The following is a 22,703-nucleotide window of genomic DNA, read 5'->3' as shown; positions in this document are numbered from 1 at the left end:
GGGCGGGGGCGGCCGGCGGTGAAGCCTAGGACGACCTGTACGGCGGAGAGGGTGGCGAAGGTGATGAGGGCGGGGGTCCAGGTGCCGGTTTGTTCGGTGAGGGTGCCGGCCAGGACGGGGCCGGTGGCGGCTAGGAGGTAGCCGACGGATTGGGCCATGCCGGAGAGCTGGGCGGTTTCGTGGTGGGTGCGGCCGCGGAGGCTGATGAGTGTGAGGGCGGCTACCAGGGCTGCGCCTTGGCCCAGGCCGGCGATGATGGCCCAGAGGACGGCCAGGCCAGGGGCCAGGAGGAGGCCTAGGAGGGCTACCAGGATGGGAATGCTGGCGGTGACTGCGCCGGCTCGTTGGCTCACCGGGTTCTTCATCAGGCGGGGGATCATCAGGCCGCCGATGAGGCCGAAGCCCTGGAAGAGGAAGACGTGGACGCCGGCTGTGCGTTCCGAGATGCCGGTGGAGATCTCGATGGTGGGGAGCCAGTTCACGAGGAGGTAGAAGCTCGTCGACTGCAGGCCCATGAAGCCGGTCACCAGCCATGCCATCGGTTGCCGCCAGACGCTGACCGAGGGCGCTTCCTGCGACTCGACCACCACCACCGGCGATGCGCCTACGGAGCGAGGCAGCCAGACCAGGGCGGCCAAGAGCGCGAGACCTCCCCAGACGGCGAGGGACAGACGCCAGTCGGCTGCGTCAGCGATCGGTACGGCGACGATCGAGGCGAGCGCGGCCCCGCCGGTGATGAACGCGGTGTAGATGCCGGTGGCCCGGGAGACGTGCGATGCGTAGTCCCGTTTCAGGATGACCGGGACCAGGACGTTGCCGACCGCAATCGATGCGCCGATGACGATCGTGCCGATCCACAGTCCGGCCTCGCCGGTGTACGACCGCGCGATGCTGCTGACCGCGAGCACCAGCAACGAGATCAGGACGGTCCGCTCCATCCCGAACCGTCGGGACGCGAAGTGCACCAGCGGCGAGGCGGCAGCGAACGCCAGCAACGGCAGCGCGGCCAGCAAGCCTTGGGCGGATTCGCCAAGTCCCTCATCAGCGCCGATCCGTGGCAGCACCGGGCCGACCGCCGTCAGCGCCGGCCGCAGACACAGCGCAACCAGGAAGACGGTCGCGGTGATGACTACGGCCCAGCGGCGGCGATCAGACATCGACGCGCGCTCGGGTCCGCAGCACTGGAGCGAAGATGGCCAAGGCAACAGTGAGCGCGGTGACGACGATGAACGAGACGGTCAGGTTGCTGGCCTGGGCGATCCCGCCGATGATCGACGGCGCGACCAGGCCCGATGCGTAGGTGATCGTGGCAACACCCGCGATGGCTTGCGATGCGTTCGACCCACTCCGCGCCGCAGCAACAAAAGCCAGCGGTACGACGACCGCCACGCCGATGCCGATCAGTCCGAAGCCGGCCATCGCGGCCACCGCGTTCGGCGCGAGGACCACCAGCACGCCACCGATCACCGCGATCACGCCGCTCCAGCGAACCGTCCGGACCGCGCCGAACCGATTGACGACCGCATCCCCGGTGAGCCGGGCGACAGCCATCGTCAGCGCGAACCCGGTCGTCGCACCAGCGGCCACAGCGGGCGAGCTGTCCAGGATGTCGCGCAGGTAGACGGCCGACCAGTCCAGGCTCGCGCCCTCGGCGAACACCGCGCAGAACCCGACCGCGCCGATCAGCAGCGCCGACCGTGGCGGCAGCGCGAACCGCGCCGGCGGCTCGTCGTCGTCCTCCGGATGGATGTTCAGTACGAACTGGCAGACCACCAGCCCGATCACGGTCAGCACGATCGCCGCGATGATGTGGTGAACCTGCGCGCTGAGCTCGGCGTGCGCCGCGACTGTGCCGAGTGCCGATCCGATCAACGCGCCCAGACTCCACATGCCGTGCAGACCCGACATGATCGACTTCTGGAGCCGGTGCTCCACCTCGACACCGAGCGCGTTCATCGCGACATCGGCCATCCCCGCCGTACCGCCGTACACGAGGAGGGCCGCGCACAGCGTCAGCAGACCCGGCGCGAACGACGGCAGGATGAGTGAGAGCGTCCAGAGCACCAGCAGACCGCGCTGGGCGGCCCGGGTGCCGAAGCGATGGGTGATCCGGGCGGCCAGCGGCATCATCAGCGCGGCGCCGATCGCCGGGAAGGCCAGGGCCAGTCCGAGCTCACCGGCCGAGAGGCCCGAGTGGTCCTGGATCCACGGCACCCGGGTCGCGAACGACCCGGTGACGGCGCCGTGCACACAGAAGACGGCAGCCACGGCGTACCGCGACCGTTTGATCAGTTGGGCGGAGTCAGCCACAAGTAAACAATCCATCTGTTCGAACGATCATGTGGATGGTAGATTTCTGCGCGTGAGAAGTGCAGAACGGCATCAAATGATCGTAGATCGCCTCCGTGGCGGAAACCGAATCTCCGTCCAGGAACTGGTCGAGGCCACTTCGTCCTCGGATATGACGATCCGCCGCGATCTCGACTTCCTGGCCGCCCAGGGCGTGCTGAAGCGGGTCCACGGCGGGGCGGTGCCGGCGATGCCGTCCGGCGTCGAGCCGCCGTACTCGCTGCGGTCGCAACAAGCGCTCATCGCCAAGCAGGCGATCGCGCGGGCTGCCGTCGCGCATCTGAAGGACGGCGAGACGATCGTCCTCGACAGCGGTACGACGGCGCTCGAGGTGGCGCGGTTGCTCCACCATCGCGCGGTCACGGTGATGCCGTTGTCGCTGCACGTCGCCGTGGAGCTGGCCGAGGCGCCGCGCGTGCGGCTGCTGATGCCCGGGGGAGAGGCGCGCAAGGGCGAGCTGTCCCTGGTCGGCCCGCTGACCGTCGCTTCGCTGCGGGCGCTGCGCTTCGACGTCGCCGTACTGAGTCCGTGTGCGTTCAGCCTGGAGGCCGGTCTGACTGCGTTCGACCTCGGTGACGCCGAGGTGAAGCAGGCCGCGCTCGAAGTCGCGGCGCGGTCGATCCTGCTCGCCGACGGCGCCAAGTGGGACCGCGCCGCGCTCGCCTATGTCTGCCCGGCCGAACGGCCCGACCTGATCATCACCGACCCGTCCGCCCCCGAGGACCAGCGCACGTTGCTCACGCAGCGCGGCACGCTCGTCGAGGTGGCGACCCCGGAGGAAACCTCTTGACCGCCACTGTTTCAGAGCTCGCCCCGCCGCGAGCCGCCCGCGTTGCGACCTGGCTGTACTTCGGCCTGAACGGGTTCGCGGTCGGGATGTGGGTCGTCCACATCCCCAGCATCGAACACGCGACGGGGATCTCGCACAGCACCCTCGGCCTTCTCCTGCTCGCGCTCGGCGGCGCGGCCTTCGCCGGCATGCAGTTGGCCGGCCCTCTCGTCGACCGCCTTGGCCAGCGCAGGCTCGTTCCCGCGGCTGGTGTGCTGCTTGGGATCGCGCTGTTCACTCCGGGCCTCGCGCAGAACTGGTGGAGTCTCGGGCTCGCCCTGATGTTCCTCGGTTTCGGCAACGGCTCGATCGATGTCGGCATGAACGCCCAGGCCGTGGTGGTCGAGCGCGGCTACCCACGCCCGATCATGGCGTCGTTCCACGCGGTCTGGTCGATCGGCGGTGCGATCGCTGCGCTGATCGGTGCAGCGACGCTACGGGCCGGCGTACCGACTCAGACCACGCTGAGTGTGGCCGGTGTCGTCTGCATCGTGATCGCGCTCGGCGCCGGACGTTTCTTGCTAGAGGCAACCGAACCGGCCGAGGAGGAGCACACCGAGGAGCGCGTCAAGCCACCGGCCAAGCTCGTCTGGGCGCTCGGCGGCCTGGCCTTCGGCCTGATGCTCGCTGAGGGTGTGGCGAACGACTGGGCGGCACTGCAGTTCCGCGATGTCCTCGGCACCTCGGTCAGTACGGCGGCCTACGCGTACGGCGCGTTCGCCGTGGCCATGACCATCGGCCGGTTCCTCACCGACCGAGTGGCAGCCGTGGTCGGCCCGGCCGCGATCGTGCGTTGGGGTGCTGCGATCGCGGCGGTCGGGATGGCGATCGTCATCGTCAGTCCCTGGGTCGCGCTCGGGCTCTTCGGCTGGGCGCTGTTCGGGATCGGTCTGGCCGGCGGCGTACCGCAGTTGTTCACCGCCGCCGGCAACCTCGACCCGCGCGCTGCCGGTGCGTTGATGGCGCGCGTGGTCGGACTCGGGTACGTCGGTCTGCTCGCCGGCCCGGCGTTGATCGGCGGACTGGCCCACTTCATGCCGCTGAACCTGGCGTTCATCCTGCCGCTGGTGCTCTGCGTACTGACGTTCTTCGGCGGGCCGGTGCTCAACTCGCGGAAGTGAAGGCCTGCTCCAGGTCGGCCCACAGATCGTCCGGGTGCTCGATCCCGACCGACAGCCGGATCAGGTCGTCGGGGATGGTCGGCACCTCGATCGCCCACCGGCGACGCCGCTCCAGCAACGACTCGACGCCGCCCAAACTCGTTGCGTGCAGCCACAACTTGGTGCTCTCGCAGATCCGCTGCGCGAACTCGGCATCGCCACCGACCTCGAACGAGAGGATCGCGCCGAACCCGGACATCTGCGCCGCCGCCCGCGCATGACCGGCATCGTCGGGCAGACCGGGGTAGCGGACCCGGCTGACCCGCGGATGATCGAGCAGCCGCTGAGCCAGGAAAGCCGCGGTGGACTGCGACCGCTCCAACCGCAAAGCCAGCGTCCGCATTCCACGCAACGCAAGCCAAGTCTCCATCGGCCCCGGAATCGCGCCGAGACTGCGGCGGCGGAGTTCGAGAGCCGACCACAGCTCGTCATCAGCGGTGACCACCGCGCCGAGTACGACGTCCGAGTGGCCCGCGATGAACTTGGTCGCGGAATGCATCACGATGTCCGCGCCCATCCGCAGCGGCTGCTGCAGCAGCGGGGTCGCGAACGTGTTGTCGACGACCACGGTCGCCCCGGCCGCCCGCCCAGCGGCTGAGATCGCGGGCAGGTCAGCGACCTCCATCGCCGGGTTGGTCGGCGACTCGACCCACAACATGTCGGCACCAACCACAGCTCGCGAAACAGCCTCGGTGTCCGCGACATCGACCCGATCCACCTGCAGCCGGCCGGTCGCCGCCTGCTGGTCGAGGAGCGCGAGGACACCGGAGTACGCGTGGATCGGCGCGACCACCCGCCCGCCGACCGGCACGAGATCGCAGACCGCAGCAGCGGCCGCCATCCCGGAAGCGAACGTCAGTCCGCGACCACCTTCGAGCGCGCCGAGCGTCTCCTCGAACGCCGTCCACGCGTCGTTGCCGAAGCGCCCGTACCCGCGGTCGCCGCCGGCGACGTACGTCGAACTGAACACCGGCGAATCGCTGACCGGTGCGTTCGGCACCCGCTCGGGGCGGCCGGCATGGACAACGACAGTGGACGGATCGAGATCAGAGGCCATGCCCGGCATTGTCTCCCGGCGCGGGTAGACCGCCGCCGCGGAGCAGGCTCATCGCCCGCCTGGCCAGCTCCTTGACCTCCACACCGTCCGGATTCTCCACCCACATCCGGACCACGGTCTCGATGATGTTCATCGCGCTTCCGGCCGACAGTGCCGCGGTGAACTCGACGAGCTGCGGGTCCGGGCCGGACAGGCGCCGTACCAGCTCTTCGGTCAGCTCTTCGCGGAAGCGCCAGATCAGCTCCTGCAGGTGCGCGCTCACCGACGGGGTCTGGTCGGCCATCTCGTAGACCGCGCGGACCCGGTCCGGGTTGCGCTCCAGCTCCTCCAGGACGTGCTCGATGACGGCCTGCAGCCCGTCCGGGAGGTCCACCGGAGGCTGCCCGCGGAACCAGACGACGGCGCCCATCAGGCAGTCCTCGACGAACTCGAGGACCAGCGTCTCCTTGGTCGGGAAGTAGCGGTAGAGCGTGCTCGGGCCGACCTCCGCGGCGGCCGCGATCTGCTCGACCGTGGTCCGGCCGAAGCCGCGATGGCAGAACAGCTCGAACGCCTTGTCGGCGATCAGCCGCCGGGTCCGTTCCCGTTTGAGCTCCCGCAGTCCCATCTCGACCTCCGCGGGCAGGGTACCCGGTCCCGACTCTCCGGGAGCCGATGCCGATTGGCAATTACAGTCATATGGTAGTCACTATCAAAATCGACCGACAGGGGTGGCGGATGACCAAACCGGCTTTTCCAACCGAGCGGCCCACGGGCTGCCCGTTCGATCCAGCCAGCGGGTATGCCGCGCTCAGCGAGGCGCCGTCGCAGGTGAGCACCCCGGCCGGCGTCGACGCCTGGGTCTTCACCCGGTACGACGACGTGCGGACGGTACTGCGGGATCCCCGGCTCAGCTCGCGCTCCGCGCCGTCCGAGCATGTCGTGGTGGACGCCGACCTCGAGCGCGAGATCGAGTCGGGGCAGATCCTGCATGTCGACGGGCCCGCGCACCGGCGGTTGCGGCGGCTGCTGGCGACCGAGTTCGCGGTCAAGCGGATGGAGGCGTACCGGCCGCGGATCGCGAAACTGGTCGACGAGCACATCGACGCGATGCTCGCTCGGGGCGGGCCGCTGGACCTCGTCGACGCGTTCGCCCTGCCGATCCCGTCGCTGGTGATCTGCGAGCTGCTCGGGGTGCCGTATGCGGACCGGGCCGAGTTCCAGGAGCGCAGCGCGCTGCTGGTGGCGATCGACACCGACCCCGACGAGTCGATGCAGGCGATGGGGGCAATCAACCAGTACATGGCCGGTCTGGTGATGGCCAAGCAGGCCAAGCGGGACGACGACCTGCTGTCCCGGGTGATCACCCGCAGCGAGGAGCTGGGCGAGGACGTCACGCTCGAGGAGCTCGTGTCGATCGGCTTTACCCTGCTGATCGCCGGACACGAGACGACCGCGAACATGATCGCGCTCAGCACCCTCGCGCTGCTCCGCGAACCCGGCCAGCTCGCCGCGCTGCGCGAGAATCCGGAGGTCGCGGTCACCGCGGTCGAGGAGCTGCTCCGCTACCTGTCCGTCGTTCAGTTCGGCCTGTTCCGGCACGTGACCGACGAGATCCCGGCGGGCCCCGCCACTCTGGAGACGGGGGACTACCTGGTGGCAGCCCTGTCGGCGGCCAACCGGGACTCGGCTGTCTTCGACAACCCGGACGAGCTGGACGTGACCCGCGAGGGCGCGGCCCACGTGGCTTTCGGCTTCGGCCCGCACCAGTGCCTCGGCCAGCAACTGGCCCGCGTCGAGCTGCAGGAGGTCTTCAGCCGGCTCTACACGCGGATCCCGACCCTGCGCCTGGCTGTCCCGTTCGAGGAGATCCAGTTCAAGGACAACAGCCTCGTGTACGGCGTACAGGCGTTGCCGGTCACCTGGTAGGGAGCGCTACAGTCGGCCCGGTGAGCTCTGAACGCAAAATCCGGGTCGCGGTGGTCTTCGGCGGCCGCTCGAGCGAGCACGCCATCTCGTGCGTCACGGCGGCCAACGTCCTGCAGGCGATCGACCGGGACAAGTACGAGGTGATCCCGATCGGTATCAGCACCGGTGGTCACTGGGTGCTGGAGAGCGGCGACCCCGAACGCCTGTCGATCACCGACGGCAAGCTGCCGGAGGTCGATGTGACCGCGATGCCGGTGCTCTTCGGCTCGAACCGCGAACTCGTCGTGAACGATCCCGGCTCGGTGCCGAACACGCTCGGCGAGGTCGACGTGGTCTTCCCGCTGCTGCACGGTCCCTGGGGCGAGGACGGCACCATCCAGGGACTGCTCGAGATGACCGACATCCGGTACGTCGGCTCCGGCGTACTGGCCAGCGCGGTCGGCATGGACAAGCACTTCATGAAGGTCGTCTTCCAGGCGGCCGGTTTGGCGACCACCCCGTACGTCGTCGTCCGTGACCGGGACGCGCAGACCTGGCGGGATGCGGTGGATGCGCTCGGCTACCCGGTCTTCGTGAAGCCGGCGCGCGGCGGTTCGAGCCTCGGCATCAGCAAGGTGGACGGCCCGGACGAGCTGGACGCGGCGATCGCCGAGGCGCAGGTGCACGATCCGAAGGTGCTGATCGAGGCCGCGGCGAAGAACCCGCGCGAGATCGAGGTCGCCGTACTGCAGGGCCTGAACGGCGGCCGGCCCGAGGCGAGCGTCTGCGGCGAGATCACGGTCTCCGGTGGCGGGCACGAGTTCTACGATTTCGAGACGAAGTACCTGCCCGAGGGCGACGACTTCGCCGCGCTGTCCATCCCGGCCGACCTTCCGGACGAGGTCGCGGCCGAGATCCGCGCGCAGTCGGTGACCGCATTCGAGGCGATCGAGGGCGAGGGCCTGGCCCGGGTCGACTTCTTCCTGGAGCCCGACGGCCGGCTCGTCATCAACGAGATCAACACGATGCCCGGCTTCACCCCCAAGAGCATGTTCCCCCTGCTCTGGAACGCCTCCGGCCTCGACTACCCCGCACTCGTCGACCGCCTGCTGACCCTCGCAATGACCCGGCCGACCGGACTGCGCTGAGGCACCAGCTCGTCCTGCAGCCGATGCAGTACGGCGCGGGCCGCCGACCGATCTGTCTCCGAGCTCGCGTGCGTCGAGTAGCGCGCTTCGCGGTAGAGATCAGCAAGCGCGTCGAGGTCATCGCGCGACACGGTCGCCGTACTGAAGACGCGGGCGGTGAACTCGGTGGACGTCTCGGCGGGGCGCCGGTTGAGGTCGGCTGCGGCGGCCGCCTGTTCGAGCGCGACCCAGCACGCGATCACCGCATCGTCCGGGGTGCCGTGATCGACCTGCGCGAGGCTGGTGGCGACTGCCTCGGCCAGGCGCTCGGTGCGGACCCGCTCGCCCTCGGCAACGGCTGACTTGTCGCGCTGCATCCGGACACCGGCGTACAGGGCCCACACCACCGCCAGACCGACGAGGACGGCCAGCATGACCAGGGCGACGTTCAGCAGCCCGTCGAACCAGTCGGGCATCGGGTCGCTGCTGATGCGTGGACCGTCGGTGCTGTCACCAGGCTGATGGATGATCGGCGGGCGCGGCGGACGGTCGCTGAACGGGTGGACCGTGCCACTGGATGCGGCCAGGACGACGATGACGGCCAGTCCCAGACCTGTGGTCAGGACGAGCGCGCCCCTTCGTGTCCCCCGCACCTCAGCAGGCTAGGCGCTCGGGAGCGTCTTCGGACGAGGTCTGCCCTTAGGTGCAGGGGGTGATGACCTTGTTGTGCTGCTTGATCGCGTCGGAGACGTCGGTGAGCGCGTTCGCCTCGGGGCGGTACTTCACCGGGACGGCGATCTCCAGGTAGATCGCCCGGCCGATCGTGGTGAAGATCGTGCCGTTCTCGACCTCCTTGGCGAACCAGCCGACGCCGTTCACCTCGAAACACTGCGACTGCGCCTCGGCCATGCCGGCCGGCGTTGCGACTCCGCAGGTCACCTCGATCGGCGGATCGCCGTACGCGGTGGTGAGCGGGCTGGGTGGCTCGGCCTTGCGGCGCTCGGCGTCCAGCACCTTGGCGGGCAGGGCCTTGATCAGCGGCTCACAGGCGGCCGCGACCTCCGGTGCCGGTGACGGCACGGGGACCGGTGTGGGGCCCGGGCTGCACCCGGCCAGCAGGAGCAGGCCGAGTGCAGCGAGCAGAACTCTGGGCATGCGAAAAGGTGGCGGCGGCTCTCTCAGCTCAGTGCAGCTCAGATGTGGACGACGGGGCAGGTCAGCGTCCGGGTGATCCCTGGCACGTTCTGGACCCGGGCAACCACCAGTTTGCCCAGTTCGTCGACGTTGCGGGCTTCCGCGCGGACGATCACGTCGTACGGACCGGTGACGTCCTCGGCCAGGGTGACGCCCTGGACCTCGGCGATCTGCGCCGCGACATCGGCAGCCTTGCCGACCTCGGTCTGGATCAGGATGTAGGCCTGGACCACCACGTCGTTCTCCACTCAGTCGTCCTCAGCTGGGCACCGGCCCGCCGTACTGCGGGAGGGCCGGGCGTACTCTTCGTTGCCCGGTCACGGTACCGCCTAGACTCCGGTTGGCGATATGGGAGGTCTGCTGACGTGACAGAGACGTTGGGGAGCACAGGTGAATTCGGTCTCATCGAGGCCGTCACCAAGGGGCTGTCCACCAGTGAGGACGTCCTGGTCGGTCCAGGTGACGACGCCGCCGTCGTCGCCGCGCCCGACGGCCGGATGGTGATCACCACCGACCTGCTGGTCGAGGGTCGCCATTTCCGTCAGGACTGGTCTTCGGCGTACGACGTGGGCCGCAAGGCCGCCGCACAGAACCTGGCCGACATCGCGGCGATGGGAGCCCGGCCGACGTCACTCGTGATCGGCTTCGGTGCACCGGCCGACCTGCCGGTCGCCTGGGTGCAGGAGCTGTACCAGGGGCTCGTGGACGAGTGTGAGCTGGTCGGTGCGGCCATCGTGGGTGGCGACACCGTGCAGTCGGAGAAGATCGTCGTATCGGTGACCGCCTTCGGGACACTCGACGGACGTGCGCCGGTACTGCGCTCTGGCGCGCGGCCAGGTGATGAGGTGGCCGTCGTCGGCCGGCTGGGCTGGGCAGAGGCCGGGTACACCGTGCTGACGCGTGGCTTCCGGTCGCCGCGGACCGTTGTGGAAGCGCACCGGCGCCCACAACCGCCGTACGACGAAGGTCCGCGAGCAGCACGCGCCGGTGCGTCGTCGATGTGTGATGTGAGCGACGGACTGCTCTCCGACCTCGGCCACATCGCCGTGGCCAGTCAGGTCGTCATCGACATCCACCCGAACGCCCTGGCCGTGCCGGAGCCGCTGCAGGCTGTTGCGGCCGCTACTGGGCTGGACGCGATGCAGTTCGTGCTGACCGGCGGTGAGGACCACGCCCTGGTCGGTACCTTCGAGCCGGCCGATGTACCCGAGGGCTGGACCGTCATCGGCTCGGTTGCCGAAGGCAATGAGGACCGCCCGGCCGGGACCGTCACCGTCGACGGAGCGCCGTACGCGGCCAACTCCGGCCACGCCCACTTCAGGAGCTGAGATGAACCGACCGCCACGCGTGCTCACCATCGCCGGCTCGGACTCCGGGGGAGGCGCCGGGATCCAGGCCGACCTGAAGTCGATGCTGGCCAACGGGGTGCACGGGATGAGTGTGCTGACTGCTATCACCGCGCAGAACAGTCTGGGTGTGCAGGGGGCGTGGGAGCTGCCCGAGGAGCAGGTGCGCGCGCAGTTCCGCAGTGTCGTCGACGACATCGGTGTGGACGCGGTGAAGACCGGCATGCTGGCGTCTGCCTCGATGGTGCGCGTCGTGGCGTCGCTGCTGCGCACACTGCCGCCGTCGGTGCCGGTAGTGGTCGATCCGGTCTCGGTGTCGAAGCATGGTGACGCGCTACTCGCTGCGGACGCGATGGACGCCGTACGGACCGAGGTGGTGCCGTTGGCGACTGTGCTGACGCCGAACCTGACAGAGCTGGGTCCTGTCGCCGGAGTGACGCTGGAGACTGTTGAGGACCGCGACCTGGCCGCCAAGACGTTGCTGGAGGCCGGTGCGTCCTGGGTGCTCGTCAAAGGCGGGCATGATGTGGGGACTGCGTCGGTTGACGTGTTGCACGGCGCTGGGGTCCGACGGGCCTACAGTGCGGTCCGGGCCGACAACCGGCACACCCATGGCACCGGCTGTACGTTGGCCAGCGCCATCGCGTCGTACCTGGCACGCGGGTATGACGTCGAGAGTGCGGTCGGTGAAGCGAAGGAGTACGTGACGGGTGCGATCCAGGCCGGGTTCGCACTCGGTGGTGGTATCGGTCCGGTCGATCATGCGTGGAGATTTCGAGGGAGTGGCAGTTGACGAAGCAGCCCCCGGTCGACGGGTACTGCGAGCAGTGCGGGTTCAACTACGACACCGGTGACCTGCAGGGCACAGTGACCCTGCTGATCCGCCAGGCGGCCGACTGCAGCATGGCGCTCACCAAGGCCGCCGCAGGTCCGGACAGCAACGTCGTACGGCTACGGCCGGAGCCCGAGGTCTGGTCGGCGATCGAATACGCCTGCCACGTGCGCGACGTACTGGAGGTGCAGTGCTTCCGCATCGCCCAGTGCCTGGCCGAGGACCGCCCGGTCTACGCACCGATGGACCGCACCGGCCGCGTGAAGCAGGAGAAGTACGAGAACCAGGACCCGATGGAGGTAGCCGCCGCCCTGGTCCGCTTCGCCAAGGACTTCGGCGCCGCCGCGCGCGTGCTCACGCCGCCACAGCTGGGCAAACTAGGTCTCTACAACTACCCCGTCCGGATGCCCCGCAGCCTCGGCTGGGTCATCCGCCACACTGCCCACGAGATCCAGCACCACCGCCACGACATCATCACCATCCTGGCCAAGCTGGAACCCCCGATCGTCCCCAAGCCCAAGCCGGTCGAGGTGGCGGAAGAGTCCTCGGAAGAGGTCACCGAGTAGCCGCCCAGGTGGCGATCGATGACTCGGTCGTCAGGTGGTCGAGGGCCAGGGCGGCGGCGCCTCGGAGGGGGCCGTCGGACTGGTGGGCGGCGGCGACTACGGGTGGGGGAGCGGCTCGATGGAAGGCCATCAGGCCCTCCAGGAACGTGGTGGTGAAGGCTTCTTCGGCGGCTGCTCGGAGGGGGACTGCGAGTCCGCCGAGGGTGATGACGTCCGGGTCGTGGGCGTTGGTGAGGCCGGCGAGGCCGGCGGCGATGGCGGTGACCACCTGCTCGACCGCACGGACCGCCGTACGGTCTGTGCGGCGCACGATGGCCTGGGTGTAGGCGTGCGGGTCGTCGGGCTCGGGGTCCTGCAGGTGGTGGGCCAGGGCGCGGCCGTCGATCTCCAGGTTCCAGCAGCCGCGGGCACCACACAGGCACTGCCGGCTGCGGTCACCGAACGGGGTGTGCCCAAACTCGCCGGCCGCACCAGACGCGCCCTGGACCGGTACGCCGTCGATCAGCAGCGTCCCACCGATCCCCGCCTCGATGATGAGGTGCAGCGCCGTCCCCGCCCCGGCCGCGGCTCCGGAGCGCGCCTCGGCGACCCCACTCAGCGTCGCGTCGTTGCCAGCCAGCAGCGGAACCCCAGTGCCCGCCGTGACCGTCTCAAGATCCAGCTCGAACCACTCCGGCGCCGAAGCCTGCAGCAGGTGGTTGTCCCGCAGCGTCCCGGGCACCGCCAACCCGACAGCCCGCAGCCGATCGCCGTACTGCTCCTGCGCCTCCTGTACGGCGCGGTGCAGGTGACCGAGCACGACCTCCGCTCTCCGCGTCCGGTGCCGGCGGTCGTCCTGGCTCAGGAATGAGCCGTCGAGCGCAACCACCGCACTGCGCCAGTTGCTCTGCCGCAGATCAAGCACGAGCGCCACCGGACCAGACGGGTGCGCCCGCAGCAGTGTGGTCGGCCGGCCGCGCCCCCGGCTCGGTGCGGGTACCTCGGCGAGCAACTGCACCTCACGGAGTTTCGCGGTGACCTCGGTGGCGGAGCTACTGCTCAGCCCGAGCTCATGCGCGACTGCCGCCCGGGTGATCCCCGGCTCCCGGCTCACCCGGGTGAGGATCTCCGCTGCGGTTTGCCATTGTCCCCGGCGGCCACTGGTCATAACATTGTCCCATCTTATACTCGGAGTACGAGTTTAATTGGAGGGGCAGTGGAGATCCGGGACATCCGCGCCGTGCTGTTCGACATGGACGGCACGCTGGTCGATTCCGATGCGGTCGTCGACCGGAGCTGGAGCACCTGGGCGACCGAGTACGGCCTCTCACCGGCTGAGGTGCTGGCGGTCGCGCACGGCAACCCGGCGGCGGCGACCGTCGCTCAGTTCCTGCCCCACCTGTCCGACTCCGAGCGTGCGGTCGCGGGTGCACGCGTGCTCGAACTCGAGTGCGACGACGTGTCCGATGTCGTCCCGACGCCGGGTGCCCACGAGCTGCTCGCGACCCTCGAGCGCCTCGGTCTGCCCTGGGCGGTCTACACGAGTGCTCCGAACCGGCTGGCCAAGGTCCGTCTCGAGGCGGCCGGCATCTCGCCCTCGATCCTCGTCACCATCGACGACGTCGCCCACGGCAAGCCCGATCCTGAGGGCTACCTCCGCGTGGCCGAGCTCGTGGGCGTGGAGATCGAGCACTGCCTGGTCGTCGAGGACACGCAGGTCGGGCTGGCCGCCGGGCGCGCGTCCGGTGCGACCACCGCCGGCCTGAAGGGTGTGCCGGCCGACATTCGGCTGCCCGACCTACACCACCTCGTCCAGCTGTTCACCGAATGACTGCCCGCTCCGAGCAGCTCCAGATCGGGGTCGGCCTCTCCTCGATGGGCTTTCTGCTCGCCGGCCTGGGCGCCTGCGTTGCCATCCTCGCTCGCGACCTCGACGAGCCCACCGGTCGGCTGGCCCTGCTCTCGTCGGCCTTCGCGGTCGGTCTGGTGATCATCGCCGCGGTCGGCCCAGCGCTACTGCGCTCCTGGTCGATCGACGTCGTACTGCGCGTCGGCTCACTCGTCTGCGCAGCCGGTGGCGCACTGATCGCCCTAGCTCCGGTGTACGTCGTTGTGGTCGTCGGAGGGCTATGTGTCGGCCTAGGCGGTGCACTGCTCGTGCTGGTCGCGCCCCTGATGCTGCACGGCCCCACTGCGGCCGCGCGTCTGAGCCGCGTCAACGCAGTCGCCAGTGCTGCCGGAATCCTCGCGCCGCTGACGATCGGCCTCGTCGACGCGCTCGGAATCAGCGGCCGGGTCGCCATGCTGGTCGCCGTACCGCCTCTGCTCGTCCTGGCCACGGTCAAAGGCCCGGACGTCGTACCGCCCGTCTTCTCCGAAGCCCCTACCGGCCACGCCGTCGGCTGGACAGTCGGCCTCGGCTGGCTGCGCGTCGTACTGGCCGTCGGCGTCGAGTTCTGCTTCGTCGTCTGGGCAGTGGCCCGCCTGGTGGACTCCGGCCTGACCCTGGCTGTCGCGGCTCTGCTCGGCAGCAGCTTCCCGATCGGCATGGCCGTCGGGCGGGCGATCGGCCCGGTCCACTGGCGCTCGCTGCCCCCGGTCGTCATCGGCGGCAGCCTCGCCATCATCGGGACGCTGCTCGTCAGCCTGCTGAACGCACCCGCCTTGATCGCCGTCGGCCTCGTCATCGCCGGCATCGGCGTAGCCCCGCTCTACCCGGTCACCCTCGCCGCCCTGGTAGCCATGCCCGGCCTCAGCCCCACCCGCCTGGCCGCCCTCGGTGCCCTCGCCTCCGGCACCGCCATCCTCATCACCCCAGCCGCCCTGGCCGCCCTGGCCCGCCTGGTCAACCTCCGCCTCGCCTACCTCATCACCATCCCCCTCCTGCTAGCCCTATTCCTCCTCAGCCGCCGCACCGACGCGGACCGCCAGGCCATCACAACTGAACCCAGCAGCTCGCTCCCCGCCTGACGACACCCGCGCCGGCCAATTGTGATGGCCTGCACGTCCGCGCGCTCCGGCCTCCGCTAGATCGGCCGCGGCGTACCGACGGACGGGTAGTGGTCCGCCGCGCGACGAGCCGCGCCGCCTGCCGACGCGAGTCTGCGCCGGATTCGGCACACCTCTACCCGTTGGTCGGTACGCCTCAAACCGGCAGACCGTAATTCCCCAGCAGCTCAGTTAGCACGTTGGTGCCGGTGGCCAGGTCGTAGACCTCGGCGTGGAGGCCGGCTGCGCGGGCGCCTTCGACGTTGGCGGGGATGTCGTCGACGAACAGGACCGAGGAGGCGGGGGCGCCGGTGGCCGCCAGGATGGCGCGGAAATAGGCCGGATCCGGTTTGGCCAGGCCCAGGTCGCACGAGTAGAAGGACTGGTCGAACAGGGCGGCGTACCCGCGTTCGTCGTTCATGATCGCCCGCCGGTAGGCGTGCTGGTTGGTGGCCAGGTGGCACTTGATACCGGCCTGGCGGAGGTCCTGGATCAGGGCGATGACGACCGGTTCCGCCGCGAACCAGTGCCACGGCTCGATGGCCTCGTCGAGCGTGGCGGTCACGTTCCACCGGCGCAGTACGGCGGCCAGTGCGTCCGGGAACTCCTCTTTACCCGCGATCGCCGGCCGCTCGGACACCATCAGATCGTTGACGAACGCCTCACCGTCACCGTCGGCGACCATGGCGTGCAGCCGAGCGGCCCAGTCGTGCGTGCCGCGCTGGATGACGCCATCGGCGTCGAAGAGGACGGTGGTGATCGAGGGCGTCATAAAACCATCCTGTCAGGCCTAGGCCTTGACCGGTTAAGCCGGTATGCGCTTACCTAATGGCTACGTAAACATAGTTGGACACCTTCCGGCGAAATCCAACAGAATGCCAGGTGAGGCGTATGCCGCTGAGCAGAAGGACGTTCCTCGCAGCTGGTGCCGCCGCCGCTGCCGCTGGGCTGACCGGGTGCGGTTCCCGCAGCTCGCTGGGGGCCGCGAACGAGCTGAGTATGTGGACCTGGGTCGGGTCTGTCAACGACGACCTGATCGGGCAGGCCGAGAAGGGCATTCCCGGGTACGACGGCCTGAAGCTGTCGATGACCCGGATCGGCAGCAACTACAAGACCAAGGTGCTGACCGCCCTGGCCGGCAAGTCGCTGGTACCCGACATCGTGGCGATCAACGACGACGTCGCGACCTACTTCCCGAACGCCGACCAGTTCCACGACCTGTACGACCTCGGTGCCAAGGAACGCGAGGCCGACTTCCTGCCCTGGAAGTGGAAGTGGGGGGTCACTCCCCAGGGCAAGATGATGGCCTATCCGATGGACACCGGCCCGACCGCGTTGTTCTACCGCACCGACATCTTCGAGAAGGCCGGGATCGACATCGACCCGGCCGCGGTCGCCCAGCTGGCGCCGGACTGGGACACGTACATCGCGCTGGGCAAGAAGCTCAAGCAGGCCGTCCCCGGCTCCTCGATCACCGACAACGTGAACAGCATCTTCTCCTACCGGATGGCCCAGCAGCCGAAGCGGTACATGACCACGGACGGTCAGTACATCGGCGATCAGGACCACGTACGCGAGGCGTTCGATCTCGCCGTACGGGTGGTGAAGGAAGGGCTGTCGGCCAACGCGCAGGACGGGTCGACCGACGCGGACGCCGTGGTCACGAACGGCAAGCTGGTCGCGTTCAACGCTGCGGTCTGGTGGGCGCAGCTCGGACCGAAGAACGCGGCCCCGAAGACGAAGGGCCTGTGGCGAGTGACGGCGGCTCCTGGTGGACCCGGCAACCGCGGCGGTTCCTTCCTCGCGATCACGAAGTACTGCAAGAACCCGCAGGCTGCGTTCGCTTTCATCAGCTGGCTGGAGTCGGCGCAGAACCAGGCTCAGGCCTTCCTCGACCCGGTGCTCTTCCCGTCCACACCGGCCTCCTACACCGACTCCCGGCTGAGCGCGCCGGACGAGTTCTTCGGTGGGCAGCGGATCGTCGACGTGTTCGCCGAGTCCGCGAAGAAGTACCCGGGCGCCTACTTCTCGCCGTACGACTCGATCATCGGCCAGCCGCTGAGCGCCGAGCTGGTCAACGTGGAGACGGCCGGCAAGTCGCCAGACCAGGCGTGGAACGATGCGCAACGGCAGATCGAGCGGGAACTGACCCGGGCGGGGGCGATCTGAGATGGCTGTCACCAAGACCATCCCGGTCACCGCGGCCGTCCGCGAGGAGACCGCCGAGAAGCCGCCGAACCGGTTCCGGCAGGCGTTCCCGCAGTACGCCGCGATCTCGCCGTTCTTCATCCTGTTCGCGGTCTTCGGTGCGTTCCCGATCCTGTTCTCGATCTGGATCTCGTTCCATTCCTGGGACGGCATCGGGGCGATGAAGTTCGTCGGGTTCGAGCAGTACAGCTACCTGCTCGGCGATCCGAAGTTCTGGCAGGCCATCGGCAACACGATGATCATCTGGGTGCTGTCGACGGTCCCGATGCTGCTGCTCGCGCTGGTGATCGCGAACGCGCTGCACAACGCGACCCGGTTCCGCACCTTCTACCGGATCGCCTACTTCATCCCGAACGTCACCTCGGTGGTCGCCGTCACGCTGGTCTTCGGATCGATCTTCAGCAACAACTTCGGTCTGCTGAACGCGTTCCTGCAGTCGATCGGGCTCGGCAAGGTCGAGTGGCTGACGCAGCCGTGGGGGATCAAGATCGCGATCGCCACCATCGTCACCTGGCGCTGGGTCGGCTACAACGCGATCATCTTCCTGGCCGGTCTGCAGGCGATCTCGGCCGATGTCTACGAGGCCGCCAAGGTCGACGGCGCCAGCCCGCGGCAGACGTTCTGGCGGATCACCGTGCCGATGCTGCGGCCGGTCATCCTGTTCACCGCGGTCACCTCGACGATCGGCGGGCTGCAGATCTTCACCGAGTCCCGGGTGCTGTTCGGGGACACCAACAACATCGGCGGACCGGGGGACGCCGGCATGACGATCGTCTCGTACCTCTACCAGAGCGCGTTCATCAAGAACCAGTTCGGGTACGGCGCCGCCATCGGCTGGGCGTTGTTCATCCTGATCGTGCTGTTCAGCATCATCAACTGGCGGCTGATCGGCGGCAACGACTCCGAACGCCTGACCAGTCGCGCCAAACGCCGGGCGGACCGGAAGATCGCCGTACAGAAGGGGGCTGCGAAATGACGCCTGCTGAGCGCCTGCGCACCACCGTCGGCCACGTCGTGCTGATGCTCGGCGTCGCGGTCTCGCTGTTCCCGTTCTACTGGATGGTCGTGATGGCCTCCAACACGACGCCCGACATCTTCGCCTATCCGCCCAAGCTGTTGATCGGTTCGCACCTGTTCGAGAACATGGGCAAGGTGCTCGACAACGTGGACTTCTTCGGCTCGATGCTGCTCACGTTGATCGCGTCGGTCTCGGTCACCGTGCTGGTGCTGTTCTTCGACTCGCTGGCCGCGTTCGCGTTCGCGAAGTACGAGTTCCCCGGCCGCAACTTCCTCTTCGGGCTGCTGCTGGCCACGTTCATGATCCCGGCCCAGCTGTCGCTGGTGCCGCAGTTCGTGACGCTGGCGGAGTTCGGCTGGATCGGGTCGCTGAAGGCGCTCATCATCCCCGGCGCCGCGAACGCCTTCGGCATCTTCTGGATGCGCCAGTACGCCAAGGGCGCCATCCCCGACGAACTGATCTCGGCCGCCAAGGTCGACGGGGCCGGCTTCTTCCGGCAGTACCTCACCGTCGGCCTGCCGGTGCTCCGGCCGGGCCTGGCCTTCCTCGGCATCTTCACCTTCATCAACGTCTGGAACGACTACCTGTGGCCGCTGATCGTGATGACGGATCCGAACCGGCTCACGCTGCAGGTCGCCCTCGACCAGCTGAACGGGATCTACGGCACCGACTACTCGATGGTGATGGCGGGTGCGCTGATGAGCGTGATCCCATTGATCGGGGTCTTCCTGATCGGCGCCCGGTCGTTCATCGCGGACCTCGCCGCCGGTGCCATGAAGTTCTGACCTCACACCCACTGACTAGGGATCTCCTTTGACTGACAGCAAACTCCGCTGGGGCATTCTCGGGACCGGCAACATCGCGTCCCGGTTCGCCGACCAGGTGCCGACCTCGCCGACCAACGAGGTCGTCGCGGTCGGCAGCCGGTCGCAGGCCTCGGCCGACGAGTTCGGCAAGCGTTTCAACATCCCTCAGCGACACGGTTCGTACGACGACCTGCTCGCCGACAAGACCGTGGACGCGGTGTACGTCGCCACCCCGCACCCGATGCACCCCGAGTGGGCGATCAAGGCGGCCGACGCCGGCAAGCACGTGCTGTGCGAGAAGCCGCTGGCGATCAACAAGGCCTGGGCCGAGGCGATCATCGAGGCCGCGGTCCGCAACGACGTCTTCCTGATGGAGGCGTACATGTACCGCTGCCTCCCGCAGACCAAGCTCGTCGCGCAGCTGGTCCGGGACGGCGAGCTCGGCAAGGTGCACCACATCGAGGCCACCTTCGCCTTCAACGCCTCCTTCAACCCGACCAGCCGCATCTACGCCGACGAGCTCGCGGGCGGCGGCATCCTGGATGTCGGTGGCTACCCGGTCTCGTACGCGCGCCTGATCGCCGGCGCCGACAGCGGACTCCCGTACGCCGAACCTGCGGCCGTCAACGCGGTTGGGACAGTCGGGGAGACCGGCGCTGACGAATGGACAGCCGCGACGCTGTTCTTCGACGGCGGCGTCACCGCGCACGTCACCACCGGCGTCCGCCTCGGCGACCAGAACCAGGTCCGGATCGTCGGCAGCAAGGGCTACCTGATCGTCGAGGACCCGTGGTTCGGCGGCGACGGCAAGCCGACCCACGTCACCCTGCACAAGGTCGGCGAGGAGATCCGCGACATCTCCGCCGAGCCGGCGCTCATCTACGCGGCGGAGGCCGAGGCGGTCGCCGCGGCGATCTCGCAGCGGCAGGCACCGGAGATGAACTGGGCCGACACCCTCGGCAACCTGACCGTCCAGGACGCGTGGCGGAAGGCGATCGGTCAGCAGTACGCGAGTGAGCGTGACGACGCGGCGATCCCGACGGCGAGCGGCCGGCGGCTGGCCAAGCGGGCCGATGCGCCGATGCAGTACGGGACTGTCGCCGGTGTGGACAAGCAGGTGTCACGACTCGTCATGGGCGTCGACAACCAGCACAGCCTCAGCCACGCTGCCACGGTCTTCGACGACTTCGTCGAGCGCGGTGGGACGACGTTCGACACCGCCTACATCTACGGCGGCGGGTACGGCGAGAAGCTGCTCGGACAGTGGATCAAGACCCGTGGCAACCGCGACGAGGTCGTGGTGATCGGCAAGGGTGCGCACACCCCGCACTGCGATCCGGCGTCGATCACCCGGCAGCTGAACGAGAGCCTGGAGCGGCTGCAGAGCGATCATGTCGACCTGTACCTGATGCACCGCGACAACGAGGACATCCCGGTCGGCGAATTCGTCGACGTACTGGATGAGCACTTCCGGGCCGGCCGGTTCAAGGCGTTCGGCGGTTCGAACTGGTCGCTGGAGCGGTTCGACGAGGCCAACGCTTATGCGGCGGCCAACGGGAAGCAGCCGTTCACGCTGCTCAGCAACCACCTGAGCCTGGCGCGGGCGTACGACGTACCGTGGGCTGGTTGCCGGCACGTGTCGGACGACGAGTCGCAGGCATGGTTGCGGGAGCGGCAGGTGGCGCTGTTCCCGTGGTCGAGCCAGGCCCGCGGATTCTTCACCGGACGGGCGAAGCCGGAGGACCGCTCGGACGAGGAACTGGTCCGCTGTTTCTACTCCGACGAGAACTTCCGTAGACTGGACCGGGCCCGGGAGCTCGCGGCCGCCAAGGGAGTCGAGCCGACCGCGATCGCACTGGCCTGGTTGCTGCATCAGCCGTACCCGGTGTTCCCGTTGATCGGGCCTCGGCACATCAGTGAGACGCGGACCTCGACACCAGGTCTGACGGTGTCGCTGAGCGACGAAGAAGTGGCGTACCTCACTGCGTGACGAGCGTAGGTTGACCGAATTGGTCGAGCCCTGACACCCATGTAACATGGTCTGTCGGTGTCAAGACCCTGAACACGGAGAATCATGTCTAAGATTTGCGATGTCTGCGGCAAGCAGCCGATGTTTGGCAAGAGCGTTGCCCGTCTGGGTAAGGGCGCGATGATCCGGCGGGTCAAGGCGCGTACGCCCCGTCGCTTCAACCCCAACATTCAGCCGGTCCGGGCGATCATCAAGGGAACCCCGACCCGCATGAAGGTGTGCACCTCCTGCATCAAGGCCGGCAAGGTCCAGCGCGTCGTCGGCTGACCTGAACCAAAACCTCCGTGCAGGGCCTGTCTAGGCGCCCGGTTTACACCGGGCGCCTATTCGTGTCTTACCTGACCGGGGCGGTGGGGTGGGGAAGGAATTAACGCAGCCGTTCGGCGACGACCGTGATTTCGTTCCGGTTGTGATGGAGCTGCCGCGCATGCAGTACGTCGTACTCCGCCCGCAGCACGTCGAGTCCGCGCCGGGCGCCGTCCAGCGGGTTCTTCCCGCCACCCTTCAGGGTCACCACCGCCAGCCCACCACGGCGTAGGTGCGCGGCCGCGTCGATCATCATCCGCGCGCTCAGGATCTGGTCCATCCGCATGTCGTTCACCACCACGTCGAACCGGATCCGGTTCTCGGCGAAGAACCGGCCGGCCGTCGTCTCCGCGTGATGGATCCCGCGGTCGCGTTGCAGCCGCACGTCCAGGTAGCCCGGGTCGACCGACCACACCTCCTGCCCGTGCTCCCGCAGGATCCGCGTCCACCCACCCGGTGACGCGCCGAGGTCGACCGCCTTCCCGCCGGCCGGCAGTTCCAGCCCGAAGGTCGCGATCGCCTCCTCCAGCTTGAACTCCGACCGCGACACCCGTTCCTCGCCCCTCGCGAGCCGCATCCGGCCGCCCGGCCAGTCCGACAAACTGTCCGCGAGCCGGTTCACCCCGAGCAGGATCGTCCGCGGACTCTCGAAACACGACACGACCCACTTCTGCCCCGACCGGGTGACACCCACCCCGCGCTCGGTCAGCGCCTCCTCGATCCGGTGGAAGTACGACCCACCGGTCCCCGCGCGATCCGTCCACGCCTGCACGGCGATCGCCTTCGGATACTCCGGCAACTCACCCAGAATCAACTCCGCGAGCTCGTACCCAGGCGGCAGCTCGTCGAAACTCCCGAGCTCGTTCGTCAGATGCCGGACGAACATGATCCGCCCGGAGTCACAAGCCTCCGCCAACTCCTGTACGGCGGGCCCCGTCACCCGCCCGATATCAGCCCCGACCCGCTGGATCGGCACCTTCCCGAACACCCCACGGATCTCCCGCACAGCCCAGTCATAACTG

At 68.4% G+C, this 22,703-nt stretch carries 24 protein-coding genes; 14 read left to right on the top strand and 10 right to left on the bottom strand.

The window, feature by feature from the left end; all coding sequences use genetic code 11:
- Both E1261_RS26360 and E1261_RS26355 read right to left on the bottom strand, forming a co-directional pair.
- Positions 1–1,157, bottom strand: a 1,157-nt coding sequence (locus tag E1261_RS26360; protein WP_132411037.1) for an MFS transporter, incomplete at its 3' end; no start/stop codon positions are given.
- Entirely contained in the window at positions 1,150–2,310 is a 1,161-nt protein-coding gene (locus E1261_RS26355; RefSeq protein WP_238176430.1) for an MFS transporter, read from the bottom strand. The genes E1261_RS26360 and E1261_RS26355, both read right to left, overlap by 8 nt.
- Before the next feature lie 76 nt (positions 2,311–2,386).
- Between E1261_RS26355 and E1261_RS26350 the strand changes: the two genes are divergently transcribed.
- Together E1261_RS26350 and E1261_RS26345 are read left to right on the top strand one after the other, a co-directional pair.
- Complete coding sequence (locus E1261_RS26350) at positions 2,387–3,139, top strand: DeoR/GlpR family DNA-binding transcription regulator (protein ID WP_132411033.1); 753 nt, start codon at positions 2,387–2,389, stop codon at positions 3,137–3,139.
- Positions 3,136–4,299, top strand: a complete 1,164-nt coding sequence (locus E1261_RS26345; protein WP_132411031.1) for an MFS transporter — start codon at positions 3,136–3,138, stop codon at positions 4,297–4,299. The genes E1261_RS26350 and E1261_RS26345 overlap by 4 nt, the downstream gene beginning before the upstream one ends.
- On the opposite strand, the gene E1261_RS26340 is transcribed toward E1261_RS26345, so the two are convergent.
- The gene (locus tag E1261_RS26340) at positions 4,283–5,395 is read right to left on the bottom strand and encodes a trans-sulfuration enzyme family protein (RefSeq protein ID WP_132411029.1); all 1,113 of its coding nucleotides are present in this window, start codon (positions 5,393–5,395) and stop codon (positions 4,283–4,285) included. The genes E1261_RS26345 and E1261_RS26340 overlap by 17 nt on opposite strands.
- On the bottom strand, positions 5,385–6,002 hold the full coding sequence (locus E1261_RS26335; protein WP_132411027.1) for a TetR/AcrR family transcriptional regulator: 618 nt from the start codon (positions 6,000–6,002) through the stop codon (positions 5,385–5,387). The genes E1261_RS26340 and E1261_RS26335 overlap by 11 nt, the downstream gene beginning before the upstream one ends.
- A gap of 110 nt (positions 6,003–6,112) precedes the next feature.
- Here E1261_RS26335 and E1261_RS26330 point away from each other — a divergent pair, with 110 nt between their 5' ends.
- Together E1261_RS26330 and E1261_RS26325 are read left to right on the top strand one after the other, a co-directional pair.
- Entirely contained in the window at positions 6,113–7,303 is a 1,191-nt protein-coding gene (locus E1261_RS26330) for a cytochrome P450 (RefSeq protein WP_132411025.1), read from the top strand.
- A gap of 20 nt (positions 7,304–7,323) precedes the next feature.
- A complete protein-coding gene (locus tag E1261_RS26325) occupies positions 7,324–8,430 on the top strand; it encodes a D-alanine--D-alanine ligase family protein (RefSeq protein WP_132411023.1) in 1,107 nt (368 codons plus the stop codon).
- Here E1261_RS26325 and E1261_RS26320 read toward each other — a convergent pair.
- The 3 genes from E1261_RS26320 to E1261_RS26310 are packed head-to-tail and all read right to left on the bottom strand — an operon-like array spanning position 8,367 to position 9,839.
- Positions 8,367–9,062, bottom strand: coding sequence for a DUF4129 domain-containing protein (locus tag E1261_RS26320; RefSeq protein WP_132411021.1), 696 nt, complete (start codon positions 9,060–9,062; stop codon positions 8,367–8,369). The two genes, E1261_RS26325 and E1261_RS26320, sit on opposite strands and share 64 nt — an antisense overlap.
- Positions 9,063–9,108: 46 nt before the next feature.
- The gene (locus E1261_RS26315) at positions 9,109–9,564 is read right to left on the bottom strand and encodes a DUF3515 domain-containing protein (protein ID WP_132411019.1); all 456 of its coding nucleotides are present in this window, start codon (positions 9,562–9,564) and stop codon (positions 9,109–9,111) included.
- 38 nt (positions 9,565–9,602) lie between these two features.
- Entirely contained in the window at positions 9,603–9,839 is a 237-nt protein-coding gene (locus E1261_RS26310; RefSeq protein ID WP_184806149.1) for an Lrp/AsnC family transcriptional regulator, read from the bottom strand.
- Positions 9,840–9,968: 129 nt separating this feature from the next.
- Between E1261_RS26310 and E1261_RS26305 the strand changes: the two genes are divergently transcribed.
- From E1261_RS26305 to E1261_RS26295, 3 genes are read left to right on the top strand one after another with little or no spacing between them, the layout of a single operon-like run.
- A complete protein-coding gene (locus tag E1261_RS26305) occupies positions 9,969–10,931 on the top strand; it encodes a thiamine-phosphate kinase (protein WP_132411017.1) in 963 nt (320 codons plus the stop codon).
- Position 10,932: 1 nt separating this feature from the next.
- Entirely contained in the window at positions 10,933–11,742 is an 810-nt protein-coding gene (thiD, locus tag E1261_RS26300; RefSeq protein ID WP_202875036.1) for a bifunctional hydroxymethylpyrimidine kinase/phosphomethylpyrimidine kinase, read from the top strand.
- Positions 11,739–12,347, top strand: a complete 609-nt coding sequence (locus E1261_RS26295) for a DinB family protein (protein ID WP_132411013.1) — start codon at positions 11,739–11,741, stop codon at positions 12,345–12,347. Before thiD ends, E1261_RS26295 begins: the two co-directional genes overlap by 4 nt.
- Here the strand turns inward: E1261_RS26295 and E1261_RS26290 are convergent.
- A complete protein-coding gene (locus tag E1261_RS26290) occupies positions 12,337–13,494 on the bottom strand; it encodes an ROK family protein (RefSeq protein WP_132411011.1) in 1,158 nt (385 codons plus the stop codon). The two genes, E1261_RS26295 and E1261_RS26290, sit on opposite strands and share 11 nt — an antisense overlap.
- A gap of 48 nt (positions 13,495–13,542) precedes the next feature.
- Here E1261_RS26290 and E1261_RS26285 point away from each other — a divergent pair, with 48 nt between their 5' ends.
- A complete protein-coding gene (locus E1261_RS26285; RefSeq protein ID WP_132411009.1) occupies positions 13,543–14,157 on the top strand; it encodes an HAD-IA family hydrolase in 615 nt (204 codons plus the stop codon).
- Complete coding sequence (locus E1261_RS26280) at positions 14,154–15,296, top strand: MFS transporter (protein ID WP_132411007.1); 1,143 nt, start codon at positions 14,154–14,156, stop codon at positions 15,294–15,296. The genes E1261_RS26285 and E1261_RS26280 overlap by 4 nt, the downstream gene beginning before the upstream one ends.
- Positions 15,297–15,471: 175 nt before the next feature.
- Here the strand turns inward: E1261_RS26280 and E1261_RS26275 are convergent, their stop codons facing one another.
- Positions 15,472–16,086 carry an HAD-IA family hydrolase gene (locus tag E1261_RS26275; RefSeq protein ID WP_132411005.1) on the bottom strand — a complete coding sequence of 205 codons (615 nt, stop codon included), beginning with the start codon at positions 16,084–16,086 and terminating at the stop codon, positions 15,472–15,474.
- 119 nt (positions 16,087–16,205) lie between these two features.
- Between E1261_RS26275 and E1261_RS26270 the strand changes: the two genes are divergently transcribed.
- From E1261_RS26270 to rpmB, 5 genes are all read left to right on the top strand, one after another.
- The gene (locus E1261_RS26270; RefSeq protein WP_132411003.1) at positions 16,206–17,483 is read left to right on the top strand and encodes an ABC transporter substrate-binding protein; all 1,278 of its coding nucleotides are present in this window, start codon (positions 16,206–16,208) and stop codon (positions 17,481–17,483) included.
- Position 17,484: 1 nt separating this feature from the next.
- Positions 17,485–18,498 carry a carbohydrate ABC transporter permease gene (locus tag E1261_RS26265; protein WP_132411001.1) on the top strand — a complete coding sequence of 338 codons (1,014 nt, stop codon included), beginning with the start codon at positions 17,485–17,487 and terminating at the stop codon, positions 18,496–18,498.
- The gene (locus tag E1261_RS26260; RefSeq protein ID WP_132411000.1) at positions 18,495–19,325 is read left to right on the top strand and encodes a carbohydrate ABC transporter permease; all 831 of its coding nucleotides are present in this window, start codon (positions 18,495–18,497) and stop codon (positions 19,323–19,325) included. Before E1261_RS26265 ends, E1261_RS26260 begins: the two co-directional genes overlap by 4 nt.
- A 28-nt stretch (positions 19,326–19,353) precedes the next feature.
- Positions 19,354–21,336 carry an aldo/keto reductase gene (locus E1261_RS26255; RefSeq protein WP_132410998.1) on the top strand — a complete coding sequence of 661 codons (1,983 nt, stop codon included), beginning with the start codon at positions 19,354–19,356 and terminating at the stop codon, positions 21,334–21,336.
- A gap of 84 nt (positions 21,337–21,420) precedes the next feature.
- Positions 21,421–21,642, top strand: coding sequence for a 50S ribosomal protein L28 (gene rpmB, locus E1261_RS26250; RefSeq protein ID WP_132410996.1), 222 nt, complete (start codon positions 21,421–21,423; stop codon positions 21,640–21,642).
- Positions 21,643–21,742: 100 nt separating this feature from the next.
- Here the strand turns inward: rpmB and E1261_RS26245 are convergent.
- The coding region (locus E1261_RS26245) for an SAM-dependent methyltransferase (protein ID WP_132410994.1) at positions 21,743–22,703 on the bottom strand (961 nt) is incomplete at its 5' end.

Origin of the sequence: Kribbella albertanoniae (assembly GCF_004348455.1) — a bacterium.
Classification (GTDB): Bacteria; Actinomycetota; Actinomycetes; order Propionibacteriales; family Kribbellaceae; genus Kribbella; species Kribbella albertanoniae.
The sequence above is the reverse complement of the archived record's forward strand: the minus strand, read 5'-3'. Positions and strand labels throughout refer to the sequence as shown.